The organism is Variovorax sp. GW531-E2 (assembly GCF_059423125.1).
In genome coordinates this window covers 1-19,747 of sequence record NZ_JBWKXQ010000020.1, presented here as the reverse complement: position 1 = coordinate 19,747, position 19,747 = coordinate 1, and the positions used below count along the sequence as shown (strand labels likewise).

The window sequence follows — 19,747 nt, the reverse complement described above, 5'->3', positions numbered from 1 at the left end:
GGCCATTTTGGCTCAGGCTCTGGCGGGCTGCTGAACCGGCCCGAGCAACTCGGTCACCAGCCGGGTATAGACCGTGGCGGCGGCCGAGGGCGTGCGGCCCGCCAGCGTCACCAGGCTGTAGTGGGTGCGCATGCGCGACAGGCCCGCCACGGCCAGCGGCGCGAGCGCGGCAGTCTCGGGCGTGAGGCCGGGCGCGTGGGGCGCGAGGATCACCGCGTGGGCCGTGAGCGCGAGGTGCCGCAGCGTGTCGGCGTCGTCGCAGGTCACGTTGAACACGCCGCGGTCGGTGCGGCGGATCTGCCGGTCGAAATGCGCGGCCACCTCGGCCGGCAGGTTGGGGCCGGCCACCGGGTAGTCCATGAGCTGCTCGAGCGTGACCGGCGCCGGCTGCCTGAGCAGCGGATGCCGGGGCCGCACGAAGAAGGACACCGGCACGTTGGGCAGCCGCGCCAGCTTCAGGCCGGGCTGCTTCTTCAGGTCGCGGGTGTCTGCAATGAACAGGTCGATCTGGCGCCGGTGCAGGCGCTCGCTCAGGGTGGGGGTGTCGGCCACTTCCATGCGCATCAGCAGCTGCGGGTGGCGTTGCGTCATGAGCGACAGCGCCGCGCGCCCCAGCAGGCCGGCCGCGAAGGGGCCCAGGCCCACATTGAGGCTGCCGAGCGTGAGGCCTTCGAGCTGCTGCACCTCGCGCTGGATCTGCCGCGCGTCGGCGACCAGCTCGCGGGCCCGCGCCAGCACCAGCTCGCCGGCCTGGGTGAAGCGCACGGTGCCGTAGGCGCGGTCGACCAGGCGCGCCTTCAGCGCCTGCTCCAGCGCGTCGATGCTGCGCGAGAGCGCGGGCTGCGACAGGTGCACGGCCTGCGCGGCACGCCCGAAGCTGCCTTGCTCGGCGAGGGCGATCAGGTGCTGAAGGTGGCGCAGCTGCATTTTGCGTTTTGGTTCAAAAGCAAGCGCACATTTTGCATTTGCCAATGGGTTGGGTGCTTCCGAGAATCGGCCACGGCCTCCCCGTGCTTTCCCGTGCCCCGTCGTTCGACAGACAACAACCCCGAGACATCGATGACCCGCATTGCTTCTGCTTCCGCGCCTTCCGCCCGCTTCTCCCTGGCCCTCGTCGCCTGGGCCTGTGCCTTCACCGCCACCGCGCAGCCGGTGGTCGCGCCCAAGGCGGCCGAGCCCGTCACGCTGAAGGCCAACGCCGACATGGCGAAGGCGCTGCCCTTCGCGAACAGGCAGGACTTCGAGGACGCGATGCGCGGCTTCATCGGCACCGTGCCCGACGCCCTCGTGAGCGGCAGCGGCCCGCGCCCGGTCTGGAACATGAAGCCCTACGATTTCCTGAAGGCGAACGAGGCGGCCGACACGGTCAACCCGAGCCTGTGGCGGCAGGCGCAGCTCAATGCCATCCACGGCCTGTTCAAGGTGACCGACCGCGTCTACCAGGTGCGCGGCTTCGACCTGGCGAACGTCACCATCGTCGAAGGCGACACCTCGCTGATCGTGATCGATCCGCTGCTGGCCGCCGAGACCGCGCGCGCCGCGCTCGAGCTGTACTACCAGCACCGACCGAAGAAGCCGGTCGGCACGGTGATCTACACGCACGGCCACGCCGACCACTTCGGCGGCGTGAAGGGCGTGGTCAGCGAGGCCGACGTGGCCGCGGGCAAGGTGCAGGTGATCGCTCCCTCGGGCTTCATGGAGTCGGCGGTGGCCGAGAACATCCTGGCGGGCAACGCCATGAACCGGCGCTCGCAGTACCAGTTCGGCACGTTGCTGCCGCCGGGCGCGCGCGGGCAGGTCGACACCGGCCTGGGCAAGGCGCTGGCGCGCGGCAGCGTGACGCTGATCGCGCCCACCTCGACCATCGAGAAGACCACCGAGGAGCGCACCATCGACGGCGTGCAGATCGTGTTCCAGCTGGTGCCGGGCTCGGAGGCGCCGTCCGAGATGCTCATGTACATGCCGCAGTTCCGTGTGCTCAACATGGCCGAGGACGTGACGCACAACATGCACAACCTGTACACGATCCGCGGCGCCGAGGTCCGCGACGGCAACCTGTGGGCCAAGTACATCGACGAGGCCCGCGTGGCCTTCGGCGACAGGACCGACGTGCTCATCGCGCAGCACCACTGGCCCACCACGGGGCGCGAACGCATCGTCGACCTGCTGAAGAAGCAGCGCGACATGTACAAGTTCATCAACGACCAGTCGCTGCGCCTGCTGAACCATGGCTACACGGCGTCCGAGATCGCCGAGACGCTGCGCATGCCCGCGAGCCTGGAGCAGGAGTGGTCCACGCGCGGCTACTACGGCACGCTGCGCCACAACGCGAAGGCGGTCTACCAGAAGTACCTGGGCTGGTACGACGCCAACCCGGCCAACCTGAACCCGCTGCCGCCGGTGGCGCAGGCGAAGAAGACGGTCGAGTACATGGGCGGCGCCGACGCGGTGGTGGCGCGCGCCCGCGAAGACTTCAAGAAGGGCGAGTACCGCTGGGTGGCCAGCGCGATGAGCCAGGTGGTGTACGCCGACCCGGCCAACCGCGCGGCGCGCGAACTCGGCGCTGACGCGCTCGAACAGCTGGGCTACCAGTCGGAAGCGGGCACATGGCGCAGCGCCTACCTGGTGGGCGCGATGGAACTGCGCAACGGCGTGCCGAAGATCCCGGGCGGCAGCAGCGCGAACGGCGACACGCTCAAGGCCGTGAGCAACGAACTTTTCTTCGACTACCTCGGCGTGCGGCTCGACGCGGCCAAGGCGGAGGGCAAGACGATGGTGGTCAACTGGAACTTCACCGATTCGAACCAGAAGTTCGTGCTGACGCTGGAGAACTCGGCGCTCACGCACGTGAAGAACCAGCAGGCGGCGGGTGCGGACGCCACCGTCACATTGAGTCGGGCGACGCTCGATGCGATCACATTGAAGCAGACGACCTTTCCGGAGGCCGTGCAGTCGGGGCTCGTGAAGATCGACGGCAACCGGGCGAAGCTGGGCGAGCTGTTCGGGATGCTCGACAACTTCGACCTGATGTTCCCGGTGGTCGAGCCCCGCAAGTAAGCAGGCTCAGCCGAAGAACCAGTAGCAGACCGCAATCGCAGCCACCACCCCCGCCAGCTCCGCCAGCAACGCGCAGGCCACGGTGTGCCGCGCGCGCTGGATACCCACGGCGCCGAAGTACACCGCCAGCACGTAGAACGTGGTTTCGGTGCTGCCCTGGATGGTGGCGGCCACCAGCGCGGGGAAGCTGTCGACGCCCTGGGTCTTCATGGTCTCGATGAGCATGGCGCGGGCCGCGCTGCCCGAGAAGGGCTTGACGAGCGCCGTGGGCATGGCGTCGACGAAGCGCGCGTCCCAGCCGCCCGCCTGCACCAGCCAGCGCAGGCCGTCGAGCGCGAAGTCGAGCGCGCCCGAGGCGCGCAGCACGCCCACCGCGCACAGCATCGCGACGAGGTAGGGCAGCAGGTGCTTCGCGATGTCGAAGCCTTCCTTCGCGCCTTCGACAAAGGCCTCGTAGACCTTCACGCGCCGGATCGCGCCGGCCGCCAGGAACACGATGATCACGCCGAACAGCGTGAGGTTGCCCAGCAGCGACGACAGCGAGGCGATGGCCGCCGCCGACAGCGTGCCCAAGAGCGCCATGAAGCCGCCCAGCAGCAGCGCACCGGGCACCAGGTAGGCCAGCACCACCGGGTCCCACAGCCGCAGGCGCTGCACCGCCGCCACCGACAGCAGGCCCACCAGCGTCGAGGCGCTCGTGGCCAGCAGGATCGGCAGGAACACCAGCGTCGGGTCGCTCGCGCCCTGCTGCGCCCGGTACATGAAGATGGTGACGGGAAGCAAGGTCAGTGACGAGGCGTTGAGCACCAGGAACAGGATCTGCGCGTTGGTGGCCGTCACGGGGTCGGGGTTCAGGCGCTGCAGCTCGCGCATGGCTTTCAGGCCGATCGGCGTGGCGGCGTTGTCCAGCCCCAGCGCATTGGCCGCGAAGTTCATCGTGATGAGCCCGAGTGCGGGGTGCCCGGCCGGCACGCCCGGCATCAGCCGCCGGAACAGCGGCCCGAGCAGGCGCGCGAGCCAGCCGACGAGGCCGGCGGTTTCGGCGATGCGCAGGAAGCCCAGCCACAGCGTGAGCGTGCCGAACAGCAGCACCATCACCTCGACGGCCAGCCGCGCCATCGCGAACAGGCTTTCGACCAGCGCCGCGAACACGGTCGGGTCGCCGCCGACGAGCCACCGTCCCAGCGCTGCGAGCGCCGCCATCCCGAAGAACCCCAGCCACAACCCATTGAGCACGCGTTTTTTCCTTCTTTTCGTTGGCTGCCGTGTGTGCCGTTGATCATAGGGCGGCATGCCGCCCCGGCCGGGCTCTGCGGCGCTACAGTGCGACCCATGGCCGCCGCCCTGTTCCGCCTTCGTCGCTTCGTCGCCCTGGTGTCGAGCGGGCTGGCCCTCGCCTGGCTCGCGGGCTGCGCCAGCCTGCCGCCGCCGCCGCCGCACCCGGTGCTCACGAACGCGATCACCGACGTGGCCGACACCGACCTGGGCCGGCTGGCCGCCCAGGACGCGCTGCCGGGCGGGGCGGCGGGGCTGTCGGGCTTCCGGCTGCTGCCCGAGGCGGCGTTTGCGTTCGACGCGCGCATCTCGTTGGCGCGGCACGCGCAGAAGTCGCTCGACGTGCAGTACTACCTGATCAGCAACGACGACGTCGGCCTGCTGTTCCTCAAGGAACTGCGCGAGGCCGCCGCGCGCGGCGTGCGCGTGCGGCTGCTGGTGGACGACCTGTACACGGCGGGCGAGGACGAGGTGTTCAGCAGCCTCTCGGCCTTCCCGAACATCGAGGTGCGGCTGTTCAACCCGCTGCCTTCGCGCGCCGGCTCGCTGGCTGCGCGGCTGCTGTTCTCGCTGGGCGACTTCGGGCGCATCAACCACCGCATGCACAACAAGCTGCTGGTGGCCGACAACAGCTTCGCCGTCTCGGGCGGGCGCAACATCGCCAACGAGTACTTCATGCGCAGCACGGCGGCGAACTTCATCGACATGGACGTGCTCTCCAGCGGGCCGATCGTGCGCCGCATGTCCGAGGGCTTCGACCGCTACTGGAACAGCGAGCACGCCTGGCCCATCGAGCGCATCGCGCCGCGGCGCGTGCCGGTGGAAGAAGCCCAGCGGCGCTTCGACACCCTGGCGCGCGCGGCCGTGCCCGACGTGCCCATGCGCCAGCGCGACATCCTGAACAAGTCGCCGCTCGGCGAGCAGCTCACCACCGGCCGCATCGACCGCTACTGGGCCCCGGCCACGCTGTTCGTGGACGACCCCGACAAGATCACGCGCAAGGCCGAGGCGGCCTACGGCGGCAGCGTGACCGAGGGCGCGCTCGGCGTGATCCAGGCGGCGAAGCACGAAGTGAAGATCGGCTCGCCGTACTTCATTCCGGGCGCGCGCGGCATGGCGATGATGAAGGCGACCATCGAGCGCGGCGGGCGCATCACGGTGGTCACCAACTCGCTGGGCGCCACCGACGAACCGCTGGCCTATGCGGGCTACGAGCGCTACCGCGCCGACATGCTGAAGATCGGCGTCACCATCTACGAGATTGCGCCTACGCTCACCGGGCGTTCGGGGCGCTTCGGCGACTTCGGCAAGTCGATCAGCCGGCTGCATGCCAAGCTGGCCATCGTGGACGACGAGCGCTTCTTCGTCGGCTCGATGAACCTCGACCACCGCTCGGCCGCCGTCAACACCGAGATGGGGCTGGTGATCGACAGCCCGCGGCTGGTGCAGGACTACGACAAGCTCATGAACGGCGAGCGCGTCAACCTGGGCTACCGGCTGCGGCTCGCGCCGGGCGGTCGGCGCGTGCAGTGGCTCGAATACGACGATGCCGGCGGGGACATCGTGCACGAGGACGAACCGGGCGAATTCCTCTGGCTGCGCTTCAAGAACTGGTTGCTTTTACCCATCGTGGGCGAGGAGCTGCTCTAGGGTTTGTCATGACCGATCCAGTGAGGTGCGTTACATTTCTGTTTGAAATGTGAACTTTTGTCACCGACTATTGGAGGCTTTGATCATGACCGTCCCCGTGCCGCGCGAGTCGACCGCGCCGCTTTCCACCAGCCGCCGCCGCGCTCTTTCCGGGCTGGCCGCCACGACGGCCGCCGCGGCCGGCGTCGGGCTGGGATTTCCGGCGTTCGCGCAGAACCGTGCGATCCGCATCGGGACGACCTTCGACAACAGCAGCGTCGAAAAGGCCAACGGCCAGGGGCTGTACCAGGGCTCCACCGCGTTCTTCAACGCGCTGAACAAGGCCGGCGGCATCCACGGCAGCAAGGTCGAGCTCGTGATGGCCGACGACACCTTCAAGCCCGAGGTGGCCAAGGCCAACGCGCTGGCCTTCGAAAAAGACGGCTCGGTGCTCGCGCTGGTGCACCCGCTGGGCACGCGCCAGACCGCCGAGGTGATGGACGCGGTGCCCGGCATGGCCGTGGTCGGCCCGATCACCGGCACCATCGCGCTGCGCAAGAAGACCTCGCCCAACACCTTCTGGGTGCGCGCCAACTACGACCAGGAGGTCGACAAGCTGGTGAGCACGGCCGCCGTGCTGGGCCAGACCCGCATCGGCCTCGTGCATTCGAACGACCCACTGGGCCAGTCGGTGCTGGCGGCGTTCAAGAACGCGCTGACCAAGGCCAAGCTGGAGCCGGCGGTGATCGCCACCACGCCCAACACCACGAGCATGGAAGTGGGCCCGGCCGCCGAGGCCATCGCCAAGGCCAAGCCGCAGGTGGTGGTGGTCGGCCTGGCCGGCACGGCGCCGGTGTTTTTGAAGGCGCTGCGCGGCGCGGGCAACAGCAGCTCGGCCTACGGCCTGTCGATCACGGCCAGCGCGCTGTCGGCCATGGGCGACCTGGCACGCGGCCTGGGCTTCGTGATCGTGGTGCCGTCGCCGTACTCGACCAAGTTCGAGATCGTGCGCCGCTACCAGGCCGACATGGTGGCCAACGGCACCAAGGATTTTTCGCTCACCAGCCTGGAGGGCTACATGAACGCCGCCGTGCTGGCCGAGGGCCTGCGCCGCGCCGGCCCCGCGCCGACGCGCGCCGCCGTGCTCGGCGGCATGGCGAGCATCGAGAACTTCGACCTGGGCGGCGTGAAGATCAACTACGGCCGCTCCAACCGCGAAGGCGGCCAGTTCGTGGACGTGGCCGTGATCGGCAGCCGCGGGCAGATGCTGAGCTGATGCGGTCGAGGCGTACCGCGTGCTGCGGCGCGCGGTAGCGCCTGCCGGTACGCCGGCGCGCGCACGGCCCTGTCGCGGGCCGGCATGCTTACAGTGCGGCCATGACCCTCGAACTCATCCTGGGCCTCGGCCTGCTGGCCCTGGTGCTGCTGGACCTGGCCCTGTTCTTCCTCGTGCGCTGGGCCGTGCTGCGCGAGCATCTCGGCCCGCTGGTGGCCAGCCTCGTCTACGGCCTGTGCCTGGCCGCGCTGCCGTACTTCGTGTGGTGGGGCCTGGGCACCCACGTGCTGTTCGGCAAGGACACGACCTTCCTGGCGCCCGTGGTGGACGTCGGCCTGGCCTTCATCCTGTACACCTGCGTGTGGCTGTCGTGGGGCGTGAGCCTCATCGCCGGGGGGCTGGCGTCGTGGCGTTTCTTTGTCGGTGCCCGGCGGATCGGCCTGCTGGCCTGACGGTTCAGCCGGCCGGCGCCTCGGCGATGTCGACGCCCAGCAGGCCTTCGAGCAAGTCCTTGTCGGCCGCCAGCGCCGCGCTCGGGCCCGCATGCACGACGGTGCCGCGCTCCAGCACGATCGCCTGGTGCGTCATGTCCAGGGCCAGCACCGGGTGCTGCTCCACCACGATCGAGGCCAGGCCTTCCGACTCGCACAGGCGCCGGATCGCCGCGGCCAGCTCTTCCACGATGATCGGCGCGAGGCCTTCCATGGGCTCGTCGAGCAGCAGCAGCTTCGGGTTGGTCATGAGCGCGCGGCCGATGGCGAGCATCTGCTGCTCGCCGCCCGAGAGCTGGTTGCCGTAGTTGCCGCGCCGCTCGCGCAGGCGCGGAAAGAACTCATAAACCCGTTGCAAGGTCCAGCTGCCGGGGCGGGCGATCACCGTGAGGTTTTCTTCCACCGTGAGCGAGGGGAACACCTCGCGCTCCTGCGGCACCCAGCCCAGCCCCGCGCGCACGCGCTGGTGCGCGGGCCAGCGCGTGATGTCGGCGCCCTGCCAGCGGATCGCGCCTTGCATCACGCGGGTGTTGCCCATCAGCGTTTCGAGCAGCGTGGTCTTGCCCACGCCGTTGCGCCCGAGGATGGCCAGGCTTTCGCCGGGCCGCAGCGAGAAGTCGAGGCGGTCGAGGACCACGGCGTTGCCGTAGCCGGCGGTGACGCGGTCGAAGGCCAGTGCGGCGGATTCAGCCATGGTGGTGCGAGCTTCCGAGGTAGACCTCGCGCACGCGCGGGTCGGCGCCGATTTCGGCGGGCGTGCCTTCGGTGAGGATGCGTCCGCCCACCAGCACCGAGATGCGGCGCGCAAAGCGGAACACGAGCTTCATGTCGTGCTCGATGAAGAGCACGCTGATGTCCGCCGGCAGCGCCGCGATGGCTTCGAAGAGTTCGCCGCTCTCGTCCTCCGGCACGCCGGCGGCGGGCTCGTCGAGCAGCAGGATGCGGGGCTTGGCGGCGAGCGCCAGCGCGATCTCGAGCAGCCGCTGCTTGCCGTAGGCCAGCTCGGCCACGGGCACGTCGGCCAGGGCGTCGAGCTTCAGCGTGGCCAGCAGCGCATGCGCTTCGTCGAACACGGCGGTGCAGCCCTTGAGCGGCCGCCACCAGGTGGCGCCCAGGCCTTCGCGCTCGCTGATGGCCAGCACCACCGACAGGAGCGGCGTGAGGCTGGGGAACAGCGTGTTGATCTGGAAGGTGCGCGCCAGCCCCATGCGGGCGCGCTTGTCGCCGGGCAGGCGCGTGATGTCGCGCGGGCCCAGGTGGATCTGGCCGCTGGTGGGCTTGAACACGCCCGTGAGCAGGTTGATGAGCGTGGTCTTGCCGGCGCCGTTGGGCCCGATCAGCGCCTGCCGCGCACCGGGTTCGAGCGACAGGTTGACCTCGCTCACGGCCTGGAAGGCGCCGAAGCGGATGCCCAGGTTCTGCGTGCGCAGCGCGTGCGTGGTGGTCGAGGTCATTGCGCCTTCCCCGTGCGCACCACGCGCGAGAGCGCGCCCATGATCCCGCCGCGTCCGAGCATGACGGCCGCGATCAGGAAGATGCCGAGCCAGAACATCCAGTACTGCGGGTTCATGTCGGCGAACCAGTCGTGCACCAGCATGTAGACGATGGCGCCGATGAGGCCGCCGTACAGCCGCCCGGTGCCGCCGAGCACGAGGATGATCAGCACCTCGGCCGAGCGGTTGAAGCTGATCGATTCGATGCCCACGAACTGCGTGGTCTGCGCCAGCAGCGCGCCCGCCACGCCGGCCACCGCGGCCGACATCGCGTAGGCCATGCGCAGGCGCGCTTCCACCGGCGAGCCGATGGCCGTCATGCGCTTGCGGCTGTCGTGGATGCCGCGCAGCGCCAGGCCGAAGGGCGAGCGCAGCACCAGCCGCACGAGCAGGAACATCGCGAGCACCACGCCGAAGGCATAGCCGAACGCGGTCTTGCCGTAGAGGTCGAAGTCGAACAGGCCGAGCACCGGCGCGATCACCACGCCCTGCAGGCCGTCGGTGCCGCCCGTGATGCCCGAGAGCCGGTTGGCCAGCTCGAACAGCAGCACGCACACGCCGATGGTGATCATCAGCCGCGTGAGGTCCGCGCCGCGCACCACGAGGTAGCTCAGCACGTAGCCCAGCAGGCCGCACACGGCGAGCGCGAACGCCAGGCCGGTGAAGGGCTCGCTCCAGCCGTACTTGGCGAGCAGGCCGGCCGCATAGGCGCCCGCGCCGAAGAAGGCGGCGTGGCCCACGGTGAGGATGCCTGCGTAGCCCAGCGCCATGTCCAGCGACACGGCGAAGAGCCCGAAGATCATGATCTGGCTCATCAGCGTGAGCTTGTCGGGCAGGAGGAAGAAGCTCGAGGCGAGCGCGAGCCAGAAGGCGATTTCGGCCACGCGCAGTTGCGCGGGGGACAGGCTCAGCGGCTTCATGCGAGCCCCTTCTTGGCGACGATGCCGTTCGGGCGCACCAGCAGCATGACGATCATGAACACGTAGATGAGAAAGGCGCCCGTTTCAGGCAGGTAGTACTTGCCCGCCACGTCGACGATGCCGACCAGCAGCGCCGCGATGAACGGGCCGGTGACGGTGCCCGCACCGCCCACGCACACCACCATCAGGAAGTAGACGAGGTACTTGAGCGGGAACGACGGCTCCAGCCCCAGCATGCCCAGGCTCAGCGCGCCGCCCAGGCCCGCCAGGCCGCAGCCCAGCGAGAAGGTCAGAAAGAACAGGCGCTGCACGTGGATGCCCGTGCCGCCCGCCACGCGCTGGTTGTCGACGGCGGCGCGCACCATCGCGCCGTAGCGCGTCTTGCCCAGGCCCAGCAGCAGCGCGACCAGCACGGCCACGCCGCAGCCGATCAGGAACAGGCGGTAGCGGCCCACTTCGAGGCCCAGCAACGACACCTGGCCCTCGAGCGCCTTCGGCAGCGTGAAGGGTTGCATCGTCGGGCCGAAGAAGTAGGTGAACGCGGCGATCGAGACGAACACCACGCCGATCGACAGCAGCACCTGGTCCAGCGGGTGCGCGCGGTACAGCCGCCGGTAGAACACGAACTCCAGCACCGCGCCCACCACCGCCGCCGCCACGAAGGCGGCCGCCAGCGAGAGCCCGAAGCCCAGGCCCCACTGGTTCATGAGCACGCTGGCCGCGTAGCCGCCCACCATCGCGAAACTGCCGTGCGCGAGGTTGACGAAATTCATGAGTCCCATCGTGATGGACAGGCCCACGCCGATGAGAAACAGGAGCATGCCGTAGGCCACTCCATCGAAGATCACGATGCCCATGAATTTCCTGCTTGCTGCGTGCTGGCTGGCGTTGGCTTACTTGGGAGCGGCTTCCTTGGCCGGGTCCTTGACGCGCTCGAACTTGTCGAACTCCACGTTCACCAGCTGGCCGTTGGCGCGCTCGGTCTTGCGGATGTAGACGGTCTGCACGATGTCGCGCGTGGCCGCGTCGATCTCGATCGGGCCGCGCGGGCTCTCGAAGCTCAGGCCCTTGAGCGCGTCCATGAACTTGTCGCCGGCGGTGTCGCCCTTGGTCTTGGCCAGCGCCAGGTCGATGGCGGCCATGGTGTCGTAGGCGGTCACGGCGAAGTAGCTGGGGCGCAGCTTGGTGCCGTTGTCGGCGGCGAAGTCCTTCACGAACTTCTGGTTCTTCGGCGAGTTGTGCGCGAACGAGTAGTGGTGGCTGGTGACCAGGCCGAGCGCCACGTCGCCGGTGGCGTCCAGGTAGCTGTCGTCTGTGGCTTCGCCGGTGGCGAACAGCTTGATGCCGGCCTGCTCCATGCCGCGCTCCTTCCACACCTTGAGGAAGGCCGGCGGCATCACGCCCGAGGGGAAGAAGAAGAACACGGCTTGGGGCTTGGCGTCCTTGATGCGCTGCACGTAGGCCGAGAAGTCGGGGTTGTTCATCGGCGTGCGCACCTCGCCCGAGACCTTGCCGCCGCCGGCGGTGAAGGCCTTCTTGAACGCGGTCTCGGCGTCGACGCCCGAGGCGTAGTCGGCGACCACGGTGTAGGCGTCCTTCACGCCCTGCTTGAGCATGTAGCGCGCCATCGGGTCGGTGACCTGCTGCACGGTGAACGACAGGCGCGCCACGTAGGGCGAGCTGGTGGTGATGGCCGAGGAGGCGGCGTTCATCACCAGCGTGGGGATCTTGGCCTGCGTGGCGATGGCGCCCACGGCGTAGGCGTTGGGGCTGAAGTCCAGGCCGGTGAGGATGCTCACCTTGTCGCGCACGATGAGTTCCTGCGCGATGCGCTTGGCGGCGTCGGGCGCCGGGCCGGCGGTGTCCTTCTTGATGATTTCCACGGCGCGCCCGCCCACCTTGCCGCCGTGCTCCTTCAGATAGAGCGCGATGCCGGCGTCGAACTGGCGGCCGTAGTCGGCGTAGGGGCCGGAGTAGGTCGCGATGAGGCCGATGCGCAGCGGCTCCGTGGTCTGGGCCTGGGCCGCGCCCGCCATGCCGAGGCCGGCGAGCAGCAGGGTCGAGAGGAGGGTTCGCTTGGTCATCGTCGTCATGAAAAAACGCCTTTCAGTGGGAGTGGAATGCGCCGCACGGGCGCCGCTGGCTTGTAACCGGATGTTTGGCAGCGGGCGATGATGCCCGACGCGTTGGTCAGACCTGTGTATCGGGCACACGCACCGTGAGGCCATCGAGGGCGGTGCTCACGTTGAGCTGGCAACTCAGGCGCGAACCGGGCCGGCGCTCGGACGCGACGGCGTCGAGCAGCGCGCTTTCCATGTCGTCGGGCGGCGGCAGCCGTTCGAGGAACGCGTCGTCGACGTAGACGTGGCAGGTCGCGCACGAGCAGCAGCCGCCGCACTCGGCGTCGATGCCGCGCACGTTGCCGCGGATGGCGGTCTCCATCACGCTGGCGCCGACCTTGGCGTCGACCTCGCGCGTGGTGCCGTCCTTGAGGATGTAGTGGATCGTGGGCATTGAATGGCTCAGAACATGTCGAAGTACTCGCGGTGTTCCCACTCGCTGACTTCGAGGTTGAAGCGGGCGATTTCCGCTTCCTTGATGTGGCACAGGTAGTCGACGAAGGTCTTGCCCATCTGCGTGTTGAGCATTTCGTCGCGGCGCAGGCAGGCGAGGGCGTCGCCGAGCGAGCGCGGCAGTTGCTCCGCCGGTGTTTCGTACGGCGCATCGGCCGAGGGGCCTGGGTTGGTCTTGTTGCGGATGCCATCCAGGCCTGAGAACAGCTGCGACGCGAGGTACAGGTACGGGTTGGCCGTCGGCTCGCCCACGCGGTTCTCGATGCGCGAGGCGTTCTGGCCCGGGCCGCCGAGCACCCGCAGCATCGCGCCGCGGTTGTCGCGCGCCCAGATCGCGCGGTCGGGCGCGAGCGAGAAGGGGCGGTAGCGGCGGTAGCCGTTGATCGTCGGGCTGGCGAGCGCGGCCGCACCGCAGGCGTGCGCCTTCAGGCCGCCGAGGTAGTGCATGCCGAGCTCGCTGAGGTCACGCCCGCCGGGCTCGGGCATGAAGGCGTTCACGCCGTCGCTCTTGCGGCGCAGCGACTGGTGCAGGTGCCAGCCGCTGGACATCACGTTCGGGATCTTCGGGCGGCACATGAAGGTGGCGTGCAGGCCGGCGCGCTGGCAGATCTGCTTGATGGCGCTGCGCAGCAGCACCATGGTGTCGGCGGGCGTCACGCCGGCCGTGGGGCCGAAGGTGAGCTCGAACTGGCTCGGGCCGAACTCGATCTCCAGCGAGCGCAGCGGCAGGCCGAGCGCCACGAGCTGCGAGCGCAGCAGCTCCATGAGGCCGTCGACGCGGTCGTAGCGCAGCTCGGTCAGGTACTGGTGGCCATGCGACAGCAGCGACACGCGCGGCGGTTCGCCGGGCTGGCCCGAGTCGGGCAGGTCCATGCGCGCGTCTTCGAGCTTGAAGACGTGGAACTCGACCTCGAGGCCGGCGATGAAGTCCAGCCCGAGTTCGTCGAGCTGCGTCACCGCGCGCTGCAGGATCTGCCGCGTGGCGAAGGGGCAGGGCCGGCCGTCGGCCATGTAGGCGTCGCACAGGATCCAGCCGGTGCGCGGCGCCCAGGGCAGCACCTTGAAGGTGGCGGGGTCGGCCACGATGGTGAAGTCGGCGCCGCCCTGCAGGCCCTCGATGGCGAAGCCGCCGCCTTGGGTGAACACGGGGAACACGGTCTTGTGCGAGGTGTCCTTGGCCAGCAGCGTGGACGTGAGGTTCACGCCCTCCCACAGGGCCGAGCGCGCCTCGCCCGCGACCAGGGTCTTGCCGCGCAGCAGGCCGTGCTGGTCGGGCCAGGCGAAGCGGACGGTGTCCACCTCGCCGCTGTCGATGCGGCGCACGAGTTCGCGCGCCTGCGCATGCTGGTCGGCCGACCAGAGACCGAAGCGGTCGACGAAGGTGTTGGTGCTGCTCATGGCGGCGTGCTCAGGCCGTAGCGGCCAGGCGTGCGGACGCCCAGTCGGACTTCAGGCGGCGCGCGCGGTCGGCGTCCTGCCAGTAGGCCTCGGTGGCGGCTTCGTCGACCACCTTGCCGATGCCGTCGATCGACGGCGGGCCGGTCATGGCGCTGGCCTGCGCGGCGTCGATGAGCATCGGCGCGGTTTCGCCGGCGAGCGTGGCCTCGATGGCCTTCACCAGCACGCGGCGGTAGGCAATGATGCCCTTGTCGGTGCTGCCCAGGTGCTCGCGCGTGCGGTCCTGGATGGCGCCTTGCGACTCCACCGCCCACTGGTCGTGCACGTTGATGTCGTCGCCCATGCCGGTGTAGGTCTCGGTCAGCTGCTCCTCGATGCTGTAGCCGTAGTTGTTGCGCTTGTTCTTGCGCGAGGTGTAGTCGGGCAGCTCGTACAGCTTCAGGCGCTGGTCGCGCATCTGCTGTTTGTCGACCGGGCCCGTGAAGCTGGTGAACACGGCATACCAGTAGCAGTGCGTGTCGTCCACGGGCACGTGCCACTGCGAGATGGTCATCTCGGCGCTCATCGGGATCACGAAGGCCTGCGGGAACACCACGTTGGTCACGCGCACGTGGGTGGTGTCTTCCGACAGCTTGCGCAGCGCCTTCAGGCGGAAGCCGTAGTCGGTGGGCTCCACGCTGATGTCGGGGCGGTCGTACTCGCGCAGCACCTTGGTGATGGGCATGTCGGAGTCGGCCGAAGCGCCGCGGAACTGCTTGCCGTAGCTCTCGGAGGTGTCTTCGTCCTCGAAGAAGCGGTGCAGGTACGAGGCGTGCGCGGGGTCGATGCCCACTTCGAGCGCCTGCAGCCAGTTGCATTCGAAGAGGCCCTTGAACGCGAAGGTGTGGGTGTCGGGCGCGACGAAGCAGTCGAAGTCGGGGAAGGCCGGGGGCTCGCCCTCGCCGATGTACGCGAAGACGATGCCGGCCTTCTCGACCACCGGATAGGCCGACTGCTTGATGCGGCTGCACAGCTTGCTGGTGGCGGGCTCGGCCGGGGTCTCCAGGCAGTTGCCCTTGGCGTCGAACAGCCAGCCGTGGAAGGCGCAGCGGATGCCGCCGTTTTCCAGCCGGCCGAAGGCCAGGTCGGCGCCGCGGTGCGGGCAGTCGCGGTCGAGCATGCCGAGCTGGCCGCTCTCGTCGCGGAACAGCACGAAGTCCTGGCCCATGAGCTTCACGGGCTTGACCGGGCGCGGGCCCGCCAGTTCGTCGGCCAGGGCCACCGGCTGCCAGTAGCGGCGCAGCAGCTTGCCGGCGGGCGCGCCGGGTCCGACGCGGGTGATGAAATCGTTTTGCTCGGCGCTGATCATCGTGCGGGCTCCATCGAGAGGTCTTTGTCAGAAGGCCTGCAGGCATTGCATGCAGTTGTATGCATTGTCTTGGTGATTTTTGACAAAGGTCAAACTTTCATCGGCCAATTCGCCCTGTTTTGGGGCTTGAAGCGGTCATATATAGGGTTAACTCTGAGGTGATTGTGTGTTTTTGACACACTTCTGTTTGCAGTGCATGCAACAACCGCGCCCGTTTGGCTATGCTGCGTGCAGTGGCGGGCGGGTCTCCTAGAATCCGCCCATTCATCCCTCTCCTTGTTGCCCTGGCGCCTCCCGATGGACTCCCAACAATCCCGCGTGCTCGTGCAACTGCGCGACCTGATCCTCAAGGGCGAATTCGTGCCCGGAGAGCGGCTGGCCGAGATCCCGCTGGCCGAGAAGCTCGGGGCCTCGCGCACGCCGGTGCGCCTGGCGCTGGCCAGCCTCGAGCACGAAGGGCTCATCGAGCAGTCGCCCAGCGGCGGCTACCAGATGCGCCGCTTCACCTCGCAGGAAGTGGCCGACGCCATCCGCGTGCGCGGCGTGATCGAGGGCTTTGCCGCCCGCCTGCTGGCGGAAGACGGCGTGTCGCGCCAGCTGCTGCGCGACCTGAAGGACTGCCTGGAAGACGGCGACCGCGCCGTCAACAAGCCCAGCATGGAGATCGACGACTACGCGGCCTACGTCGAGATGAACGACCGCTTCCACCGGCTGATCCTCGAAGGCTGCGGCAACCTAGCGCTCAAGCGCGTGATGGACATGCTCGGCGGCCAGCCCTTCGCCGCCCCCAGCGCCATGCTGCCCATGCAGTCGTCGATGGAGGAGGGCCAGCAGTGGATGCGCCAGGCGCACCGCACGCACCACGCGATGGTGCAGGCCATCGAGCGCGGCCAGGGCTCGCGGGCGCAGGCGCTCGGCGAGGAGCACGTCGAGATCGCGCGCATGAACCTCGACTACGCGCTGGAGCGGCCCGAGCTCGCGGCCGAGCTCATGCCGGGCATCCGGCTCGTGGCCAAGGGGCGCACCGCCTGACCGGCGAAACGGCCGGTCAGCGGATCTCGATCAGCAGCTGGGGCTGGTAGCCCTCTTGTTCGCCGTTGCTGCGGTAGCCCAGCGGGTTGGCGACCACGCGGCAGCCGTCCTTCACGTAATCGAACGGGCAATGCAGATGGCCATGCAGCCACAGCTGTGCGTGCGGCAGCAATTCGTCGAGTGAATTGCAGAAGCCCGCGGTGCCGGGGGTGAGTCCGTAGCGCGGATCGGCGCTGGCGAGGCTGGGCGCGAAATGGGTGATGGCCACTGTCGTGCCGTCGTAAGGCTGGGCCAGCGCATCACGCAACCAGGCCTGACAGGTGAGCGCTTGCTCTCTCATTTCGGCTGACATGAAGGGCTTGCCGTTGCGCGTGCCGGCCATTTTCTCGAGGTAGAAATCGGCCGCGCGCATCGCCTTGCCGCGCTTCTTGAGCGCCTCGGTGAGGCCGTCGCGGGGCTCGACCAGCGCGTCGAAATCGGCCCACAGCGTGGTGCCGATGAAGCGGATGCCTTCGATGACCAGCGTCTCGCGCTCCAGCCAGAGGATGCCGAGCTCGTCGCACAGCGCCCGCAGGCGCGCATGCGTCGCGTCGAAGTCGAGGTTGTCGTACTCGTGGTTGCCCGGCACGTAGACCACCGGCGTCGGCCAGCCCTTGCGCGGCGAGAAGCGGCCCAGGCCGAAGTCGGTGTCCGCCAGGCGGGAGCCTTCCTGGTAGGAGCCGATGTCGCCCCCGAGCACGAGCAGGTCGGCGCCCGGGATGGGGTCGGCGTGGAAACGCGGATGGGATTCCAGGTGGAGGTCGGAGAGCAGTTGCAGCTTCATCGTCGGGTCAGTCTAGGTGAATCGCACTATGCGTGAGATGCATAACCTGGGGCTTGCTTTACTAGGGATTACCCTTAATCTACATCCATCGTTAATCAACCCCGTCGCAGCCACAAGCCGCGCACCGTCATGTTCAGTCTTCTTGCCCAAGTGGCCCGTTTCTTCCGTTCGTCGCCGAGCCAGACCCCCGCCAGCCACGCCGCTGCGCTGATGGAAAGCGCCGACAGCCGTGCCGGTCGCGGTGCGCACCACGCGCAGGAGCTGCGTGCGGCGGCTTCCGCCTGGCTCAGCGTCGTCAGGTAATTCGCTGACGCGCGCCGCCCCGTGCGGCGCACCCGGGATCCAAGGGCAGGTCACGCCTGCCCGTGGACCGAGCCCGCAAACGCCGCGGCCGCCGAGCGCAACAGCGCCGTGCGCAGCCACTCGTGCGAATGCCCATGCTGGGCGCGCCGGTGCCAGATGGCATCCACGTGCACCGGCGGCTGGTCGAAGGGCAGGTCCCGCACCACCAGTTGATTCTCGATGCCCGTCACGCTCACGAAGTGACGCGGCAGCACCGCCAGCAGGTCCGAATTCGCGACCACGCGCCCGGCGGTGAAGAACTGGTTCACCGTCACCGCGATCCGCCGCTCGCGCCCCATGGCGCCCAGCGTCTGGTCGATGAAGCCGTACGGCCGCCCCGAAAAACTCACCAGCAGGTGCCGCGCTGTGCAGTAGCTGTCGAGCGTCAGCGGTGCGCTGGCCAGTGGATGGCCGCGCCGCATCACACAGACATATTGGCCCAGGTAGAGCCGCTGGGTCTCGAACGGCACCCCCACCCCCGACTGACCGCGCGCCGCCAGGCTCGCGATCACGGCGGGAAAGTAGCCGATCGCCATGTCGACTTCTTCGTGCTCCAGCATGCGGCGCGGGTCGCGCGTGGTCAGCGGCAGCACGCGCAGCGAGATGGCCGGGGCTTCTTCTTCCGCAATCTTCACCAGGCCCGGCATGAGTTCGGCGGCCGTGGCATCGGCCATGGCCAGCAGGAAGGTCGTGTCGGCGGTGCCGGCATCGAACTCGCCGGGCGCCAGCGTGTGCTGCAGCTGGCGCAAGGCGTCGCGCACCGTCGGCCAGAGGGCTTGCGCGCGCGGCGTGGGTTCCACGCCCGCACCGGAACGCCGCACCAGCTCGTCGCCCAAGAGCTCGCGCAGACGGCGCAGCGAGTTGCTCACGGCCGGCTGGGTGATCGCGAGGTTGCGGGCGGCGCGCGTGAGGTTGCGCTCCGCCATCACCTCATCGAAGACGCGCAGCAGGTTGAGGTCGAATGTGCGGAAATTGACGTCCATCAGTGATATGAATGATAAACATCAGAAAGATAAAGTGGCGGAACACTGGGGTAATCCCTAATATCAGGTCATCGGCCTTGTTCGCCACCACTGATTACCACTTGTCCCCAGGAGGGATGCATCATGACCAGCTTTGTCCACGTTGACCAACCCACCGAACATCCCGGCGTCCGTCGCGCCGAAGTTCTCTTCGGCCAGATCCAGGCCGCCCGCGCCGGTGCCCATGGCGCCCGTCCGCTGATCGCACTGTTCGTGCTGGCCCTCGCGGCCGCCGTGCTCGTGGTCGCCGACAAGATCGTCTCCAACTGGGACGAAGGCGCGCTGCTCGCCGCATGGACCGTGTTCTGCGTCGCCGCCATCGCCCTGTTCGCACTCTTCGTCGGCTCGGTCCGCAAGAGCAGCCTGGCCACCCTGTGGCGCGAAGCTGCAGAGCGCCGTGCGCAAGCGCGTGCAGACGCCCGCTTCCTGGCGACCGCCCAGAGCGATCCGCGCATCATGCAAGAGCTGCAAGCCGCGGTGTGGCGCCAGCAGTCGGAGGACGTCGTGTCGGTTCAGGCCGTCGCCAAGGTCGACGCCCTGGCCCGCATGAACCGCCGTTCGCAAGAGGTGCGCATGCCCACGCTGTACGAAGCGATGCGCCGCATGAACAGCTCGCGTTACTACTAAGCAAGGCTGGGCCGGGCACCGAAGTGCTCGGTTGTAGCTGAGTTGGGTCAAATGCCCGTCGGACGTATGCTCGACGGGCATTTTTCATTGGGGGCTGAGTCGATGCAGGTTGGCGAATGTCTCTGCTGTCATGGAGGCGCTGCAGGAGTTGCTCGATGGCACCCTCGTTAGGGGAGCGTACGCCTCTCTATATATATAAGGGGGCGGATGGAGTCGCTACTGGGGAGCGCAGTGAGATCAAGCGGTGCCTGAAGGCGCGGCAAGCTGTGGAGCGGTCTCACTGCAAGATTCTTTTCATCTCGTGTTGGCTTCGGCACCCAAAATGACATACACTGGCAGGCTTCGCTGCTGAACACCTCTGGTTTTCGAAGCGACTGGTGCTCTCAGGAGCGTTGGTTGTGGGTGGTGAAGAAAGTCTTCGAAAGTTGACGCGGTTTGAAA

General features: G+C 68.3%; 19 protein-coding genes. 7 read left to right on the top strand and 12 right to left on the bottom strand.

All coding sequences use genetic code 11. The features are described from left to right. Nucleotides 1-12: 12 nt before the first annotated feature. Nucleotides 13-927, bottom strand: coding sequence for a LysR family transcriptional regulator (locus AC07XP_RS13970; RefSeq protein WP_495265002.1), 915 nt, complete (start codon nucleotides 925-927; stop codon nucleotides 13-15). Between the two features lie 132 nt (nucleotides 928-1,059). On the opposite strand from AC07XP_RS13970, the gene AC07XP_RS13965 reads away from it, so the two are divergent. Next, nucleotides 1,060-3,057, top strand: a complete 1,998-nt coding sequence (locus tag AC07XP_RS13965) for an alkyl/aryl-sulfatase (RefSeq protein WP_495265001.1) — start codon at nucleotides 1,060-1,062, stop codon at nucleotides 3,055-3,057. Nucleotides 3,058-3,063: 6 nt separating this feature from the next. Here the strand turns inward: AC07XP_RS13965 and AC07XP_RS13960 are convergent, their stop codons facing one another. After that, nucleotides 3,064-4,293 carry a nucleoside recognition domain-containing protein gene (locus AC07XP_RS13960; protein ID WP_495265000.1) on the bottom strand — a complete coding sequence of 410 codons (1,230 nt, stop codon included), beginning with the start codon at nucleotides 4,291-4,293 and terminating at the stop codon, nucleotides 3,064-3,066. 96 nt (nucleotides 4,294-4,389) lie between these two features. Here AC07XP_RS13960 and AC07XP_RS13955 point away from each other — a divergent pair, with 96 nt between their 5' ends. The 3 genes from AC07XP_RS13955 to AC07XP_RS13945 all read left to right on the top strand — a co-directional run bounded on the left by AC07XP_RS13955 (nucleotide 4,390) and on the right by AC07XP_RS13945 (nucleotide 7,689). After that, nucleotides 4,390-5,982: a phospholipase D family protein gene (locus AC07XP_RS13955; RefSeq protein ID WP_495264999.1), complete on the top strand. Its 1,593-nt coding sequence runs from the start codon at nucleotides 4,390-4,392 to the stop codon at nucleotides 5,980-5,982. An 85-nt stretch (nucleotides 5,983-6,067) separates the two neighbouring features. Then, nucleotides 6,068-7,237: an ABC transporter substrate-binding protein gene (locus AC07XP_RS13950; protein ID WP_495264998.1), complete on the top strand. Its 1,170-nt coding sequence runs from the start codon at nucleotides 6,068-6,070 to the stop codon at nucleotides 7,235-7,237. A gap of 101 nt (nucleotides 7,238-7,338) precedes the next feature. Further along, nucleotides 7,339-7,689, top strand: a complete 351-nt coding sequence (locus AC07XP_RS13945) for a hypothetical protein (RefSeq protein WP_495264997.1) — start codon at nucleotides 7,339-7,341, stop codon at nucleotides 7,687-7,689. A gap of 4 nt (nucleotides 7,690-7,693) precedes the next feature. On the opposite strand, the gene AC07XP_RS13940 is transcribed toward AC07XP_RS13945, so the two are convergent. The 8 genes from AC07XP_RS13940 to AC07XP_RS13905 all read right to left on the bottom strand — a co-directional run bounded on the left by AC07XP_RS13940 (nucleotide 7,694) and on the right by AC07XP_RS13905 (nucleotide 15,460). Beyond that, nucleotides 7,694-8,422: an ABC transporter ATP-binding protein gene (locus AC07XP_RS13940; protein WP_495264996.1), complete on the bottom strand. Its 729-nt coding sequence runs from the start codon at nucleotides 8,420-8,422 to the stop codon at nucleotides 7,694-7,696. Then, entirely contained in the window at nucleotides 8,415-9,182 is a 768-nt protein-coding gene (locus tag AC07XP_RS13935) for an ABC transporter ATP-binding protein (protein ID WP_495264995.1), read from the bottom strand. Before AC07XP_RS13935 ends, AC07XP_RS13940 begins: the two co-directional genes overlap by 8 nt. Continuing rightward, the gene (locus AC07XP_RS13930; RefSeq protein ID WP_495264994.1) at nucleotides 9,179-10,141 is read right to left on the bottom strand and encodes a branched-chain amino acid ABC transporter permease; all 963 of its coding nucleotides are present in this window, start codon (nucleotides 10,139-10,141) and stop codon (nucleotides 9,179-9,181) included. The genes AC07XP_RS13935 and AC07XP_RS13930 overlap by 4 nt, the downstream gene beginning before the upstream one ends. Beyond that, nucleotides 10,138-10,998, bottom strand: coding sequence for a branched-chain amino acid ABC transporter permease (locus AC07XP_RS13925; protein ID WP_062470478.1), 861 nt, complete (start codon nucleotides 10,996-10,998; stop codon nucleotides 10,138-10,140). Before AC07XP_RS13925 ends, AC07XP_RS13930 begins: the two co-directional genes overlap by 4 nt. Nucleotides 10,999-11,034: 36 nt before the next feature. Then, nucleotides 11,035-12,234, bottom strand: a complete 1,200-nt coding sequence (locus AC07XP_RS13920; RefSeq protein WP_495264993.1) for an ABC transporter substrate-binding protein — start codon at nucleotides 12,232-12,234, stop codon at nucleotides 11,035-11,037. 97 nt (nucleotides 12,235-12,331) lie between these two features. Beyond that, nucleotides 12,332-12,655 (bottom strand): 2Fe-2S iron-sulfur cluster-binding protein, encoded by a 324-nt coding sequence (locus AC07XP_RS13915; protein WP_495264992.1) that lies wholly within the window; start codon nucleotides 12,653-12,655, stop codon nucleotides 12,332-12,334. An 8-nt stretch (nucleotides 12,656-12,663) separates the two neighbouring features. Then, nucleotides 12,664-14,112, bottom strand: coding sequence for a glutamine synthetase family protein (locus tag AC07XP_RS13910; RefSeq protein WP_495264991.1), 1,449 nt, complete (start codon nucleotides 14,110-14,112; stop codon nucleotides 12,664-12,666). Between the two features lie 10 nt (nucleotides 14,113-14,122). Further along, a complete protein-coding gene (locus AC07XP_RS13905; protein ID WP_495264990.1) occupies nucleotides 14,123-15,460 on the bottom strand; it encodes an aromatic ring-hydroxylating dioxygenase subunit alpha in 1,338 nt (445 codons plus the stop codon). 297 nt (nucleotides 15,461-15,757) lie between these two features. Between AC07XP_RS13905 and AC07XP_RS13900 the strand changes: the two genes are divergently transcribed. Then, complete coding sequence (locus tag AC07XP_RS13900; RefSeq protein WP_062470492.1) at nucleotides 15,758-16,492, top strand: GntR family transcriptional regulator; 735 nt, start codon at nucleotides 15,758-15,760, stop codon at nucleotides 16,490-16,492. Nucleotides 16,493-16,508: 16 nt separating this feature from the next. Here the strand turns inward: AC07XP_RS13900 and AC07XP_RS13895 are convergent, their stop codons facing one another. Beyond that, nucleotides 16,509-17,315 (bottom strand): metallophosphoesterase, encoded by an 807-nt coding sequence (locus tag AC07XP_RS13895; RefSeq protein ID WP_495264989.1) that lies wholly within the window; start codon nucleotides 17,313-17,315, stop codon nucleotides 16,509-16,511. Between the two features lie 129 nt (nucleotides 17,316-17,444). Between AC07XP_RS13895 and AC07XP_RS13890 the strand changes: the two genes are divergently transcribed. Further along, nucleotides 17,445-17,618, top strand: a complete 174-nt coding sequence (locus tag AC07XP_RS13890) for a hypothetical protein (protein ID WP_167394953.1) — start codon at nucleotides 17,445-17,447, stop codon at nucleotides 17,616-17,618. A 50-nt stretch (nucleotides 17,619-17,668) separates the two neighbouring features. On the opposite strand, the gene AC07XP_RS13885 is transcribed toward AC07XP_RS13890, so the two are convergent. Continuing rightward, nucleotides 17,669-18,640, bottom strand: coding sequence for a LysR family transcriptional regulator (locus AC07XP_RS13885; protein WP_062470498.1), 972 nt, complete (start codon nucleotides 18,638-18,640; stop codon nucleotides 17,669-17,671). 123 nt (nucleotides 18,641-18,763) lie between these two features. Here AC07XP_RS13885 and AC07XP_RS13880 point away from each other — a divergent pair, with 123 nt between their 5' ends. Beyond that, on the top strand, nucleotides 18,764-19,306 hold the full coding sequence (locus tag AC07XP_RS13880; RefSeq protein ID WP_159278950.1) for a hypothetical protein: 543 nt from the start codon (nucleotides 18,764-18,766) through the stop codon (nucleotides 19,304-19,306). Nucleotides 19,307-19,747 lie beyond the last annotated feature (441 nt).

Bases quoted from the DNA above. Each gene is read 5' to 3' on its own strand.
- AC07XP_RS13920 (WP_495264993.1), bottom strand. From the start codon at position 12,234: ATGACGACGATGACCAAGCGAACCCTCCTCTCGACCCTGCTGCTCGCC.
- AC07XP_RS13910 (WP_495264991.1), bottom strand. From the start codon at position 14,112: ATGAGCAGCACCAACACCTTCGTCGACCGCTTCGGTCTCTGGTCGGCC.
- AC07XP_RS13950 (WP_495264998.1), top strand. From the start codon at position 6,068: ATGACCGTCCCCGTGCCGCGCGAGTCGACCGCGCCGCTTTCCACCAGC.
- AC07XP_RS13915 (WP_495264992.1), bottom strand. From the start codon at position 12,655: ATGCCCACGATCCACTACATCCTCAAGGACGGCACCACGCGCGAGGTC.
- AC07XP_RS13885 (WP_062470498.1), bottom strand. From the start codon at position 18,640: ATGGACGTCAATTTCCGCACATTCGACCTCAACCTGCTGCGCGTCTTC.
- AC07XP_RS13880 (WP_159278950.1), top strand. From the start codon at position 18,764: ATGACCAGCTTTGTCCACGTTGACCAACCCACCGAACATCCCGGCGTC.
- AC07XP_RS13895 (WP_495264989.1), bottom strand. From the start codon at position 17,315: ATGAAGCTGCAACTGCTCTCCGACCTCCACCTGGAATCCCATCCGCGT.
- AC07XP_RS13940 (WP_495264996.1), bottom strand. From the start codon at position 8,422: ATGGCTGAATCCGCCGCACTGGCCTTCGACCGCGTCACCGCCGGCTAC.
- AC07XP_RS13890 (WP_167394953.1), top strand. From the start codon at position 17,445: ATGTTCAGTCTTCTTGCCCAAGTGGCCCGTTTCTTCCGTTCGTCGCCG.
- AC07XP_RS13955 (WP_495264999.1), top strand. From the start codon at position 4,390: ATGGCCGCCGCCCTGTTCCGCCTTCGTCGCTTCGTCGCCCTGGTGTCG.
- AC07XP_RS13900 (WP_062470492.1), top strand. From the start codon at position 15,758: ATGGACTCCCAACAATCCCGCGTGCTCGTGCAACTGCGCGACCTGATC.
- AC07XP_RS13945 (WP_495264997.1), top strand. From the start codon at position 7,339: ATGACCCTCGAACTCATCCTGGGCCTCGGCCTGCTGGCCCTGGTGCTG.
- AC07XP_RS13925 (WP_062470478.1), bottom strand. From the start codon at position 10,998: ATGGGCATCGTGATCTTCGATGGAGTGGCCTACGGCATGCTCCTGTTT.
- AC07XP_RS13930 (WP_495264994.1), bottom strand. From the start codon at position 10,141: ATGAAGCCGCTGAGCCTGTCCCCCGCGCAACTGCGCGTGGCCGAAATC.
- AC07XP_RS13905 (WP_495264990.1), bottom strand. From the start codon at position 15,460: ATGATCAGCGCCGAGCAAAACGATTTCATCACCCGCGTCGGACCCGGC.
- AC07XP_RS13935 (WP_495264995.1), bottom strand. From the start codon at position 9,182: ATGACCTCGACCACCACGCACGCGCTGCGCACGCAGAACCTGGGCATC.
- AC07XP_RS13965 (WP_495265001.1), top strand. From the start codon at position 1,060: ATGACCCGCATTGCTTCTGCTTCCGCGCCTTCCGCCCGCTTCTCCCTG.
- AC07XP_RS13970 (WP_495265002.1), bottom strand. From the start codon at position 927: ATGCAGCTGCGCCACCTTCAGCACCTGATCGCCCTCGCCGAGCAAGGC.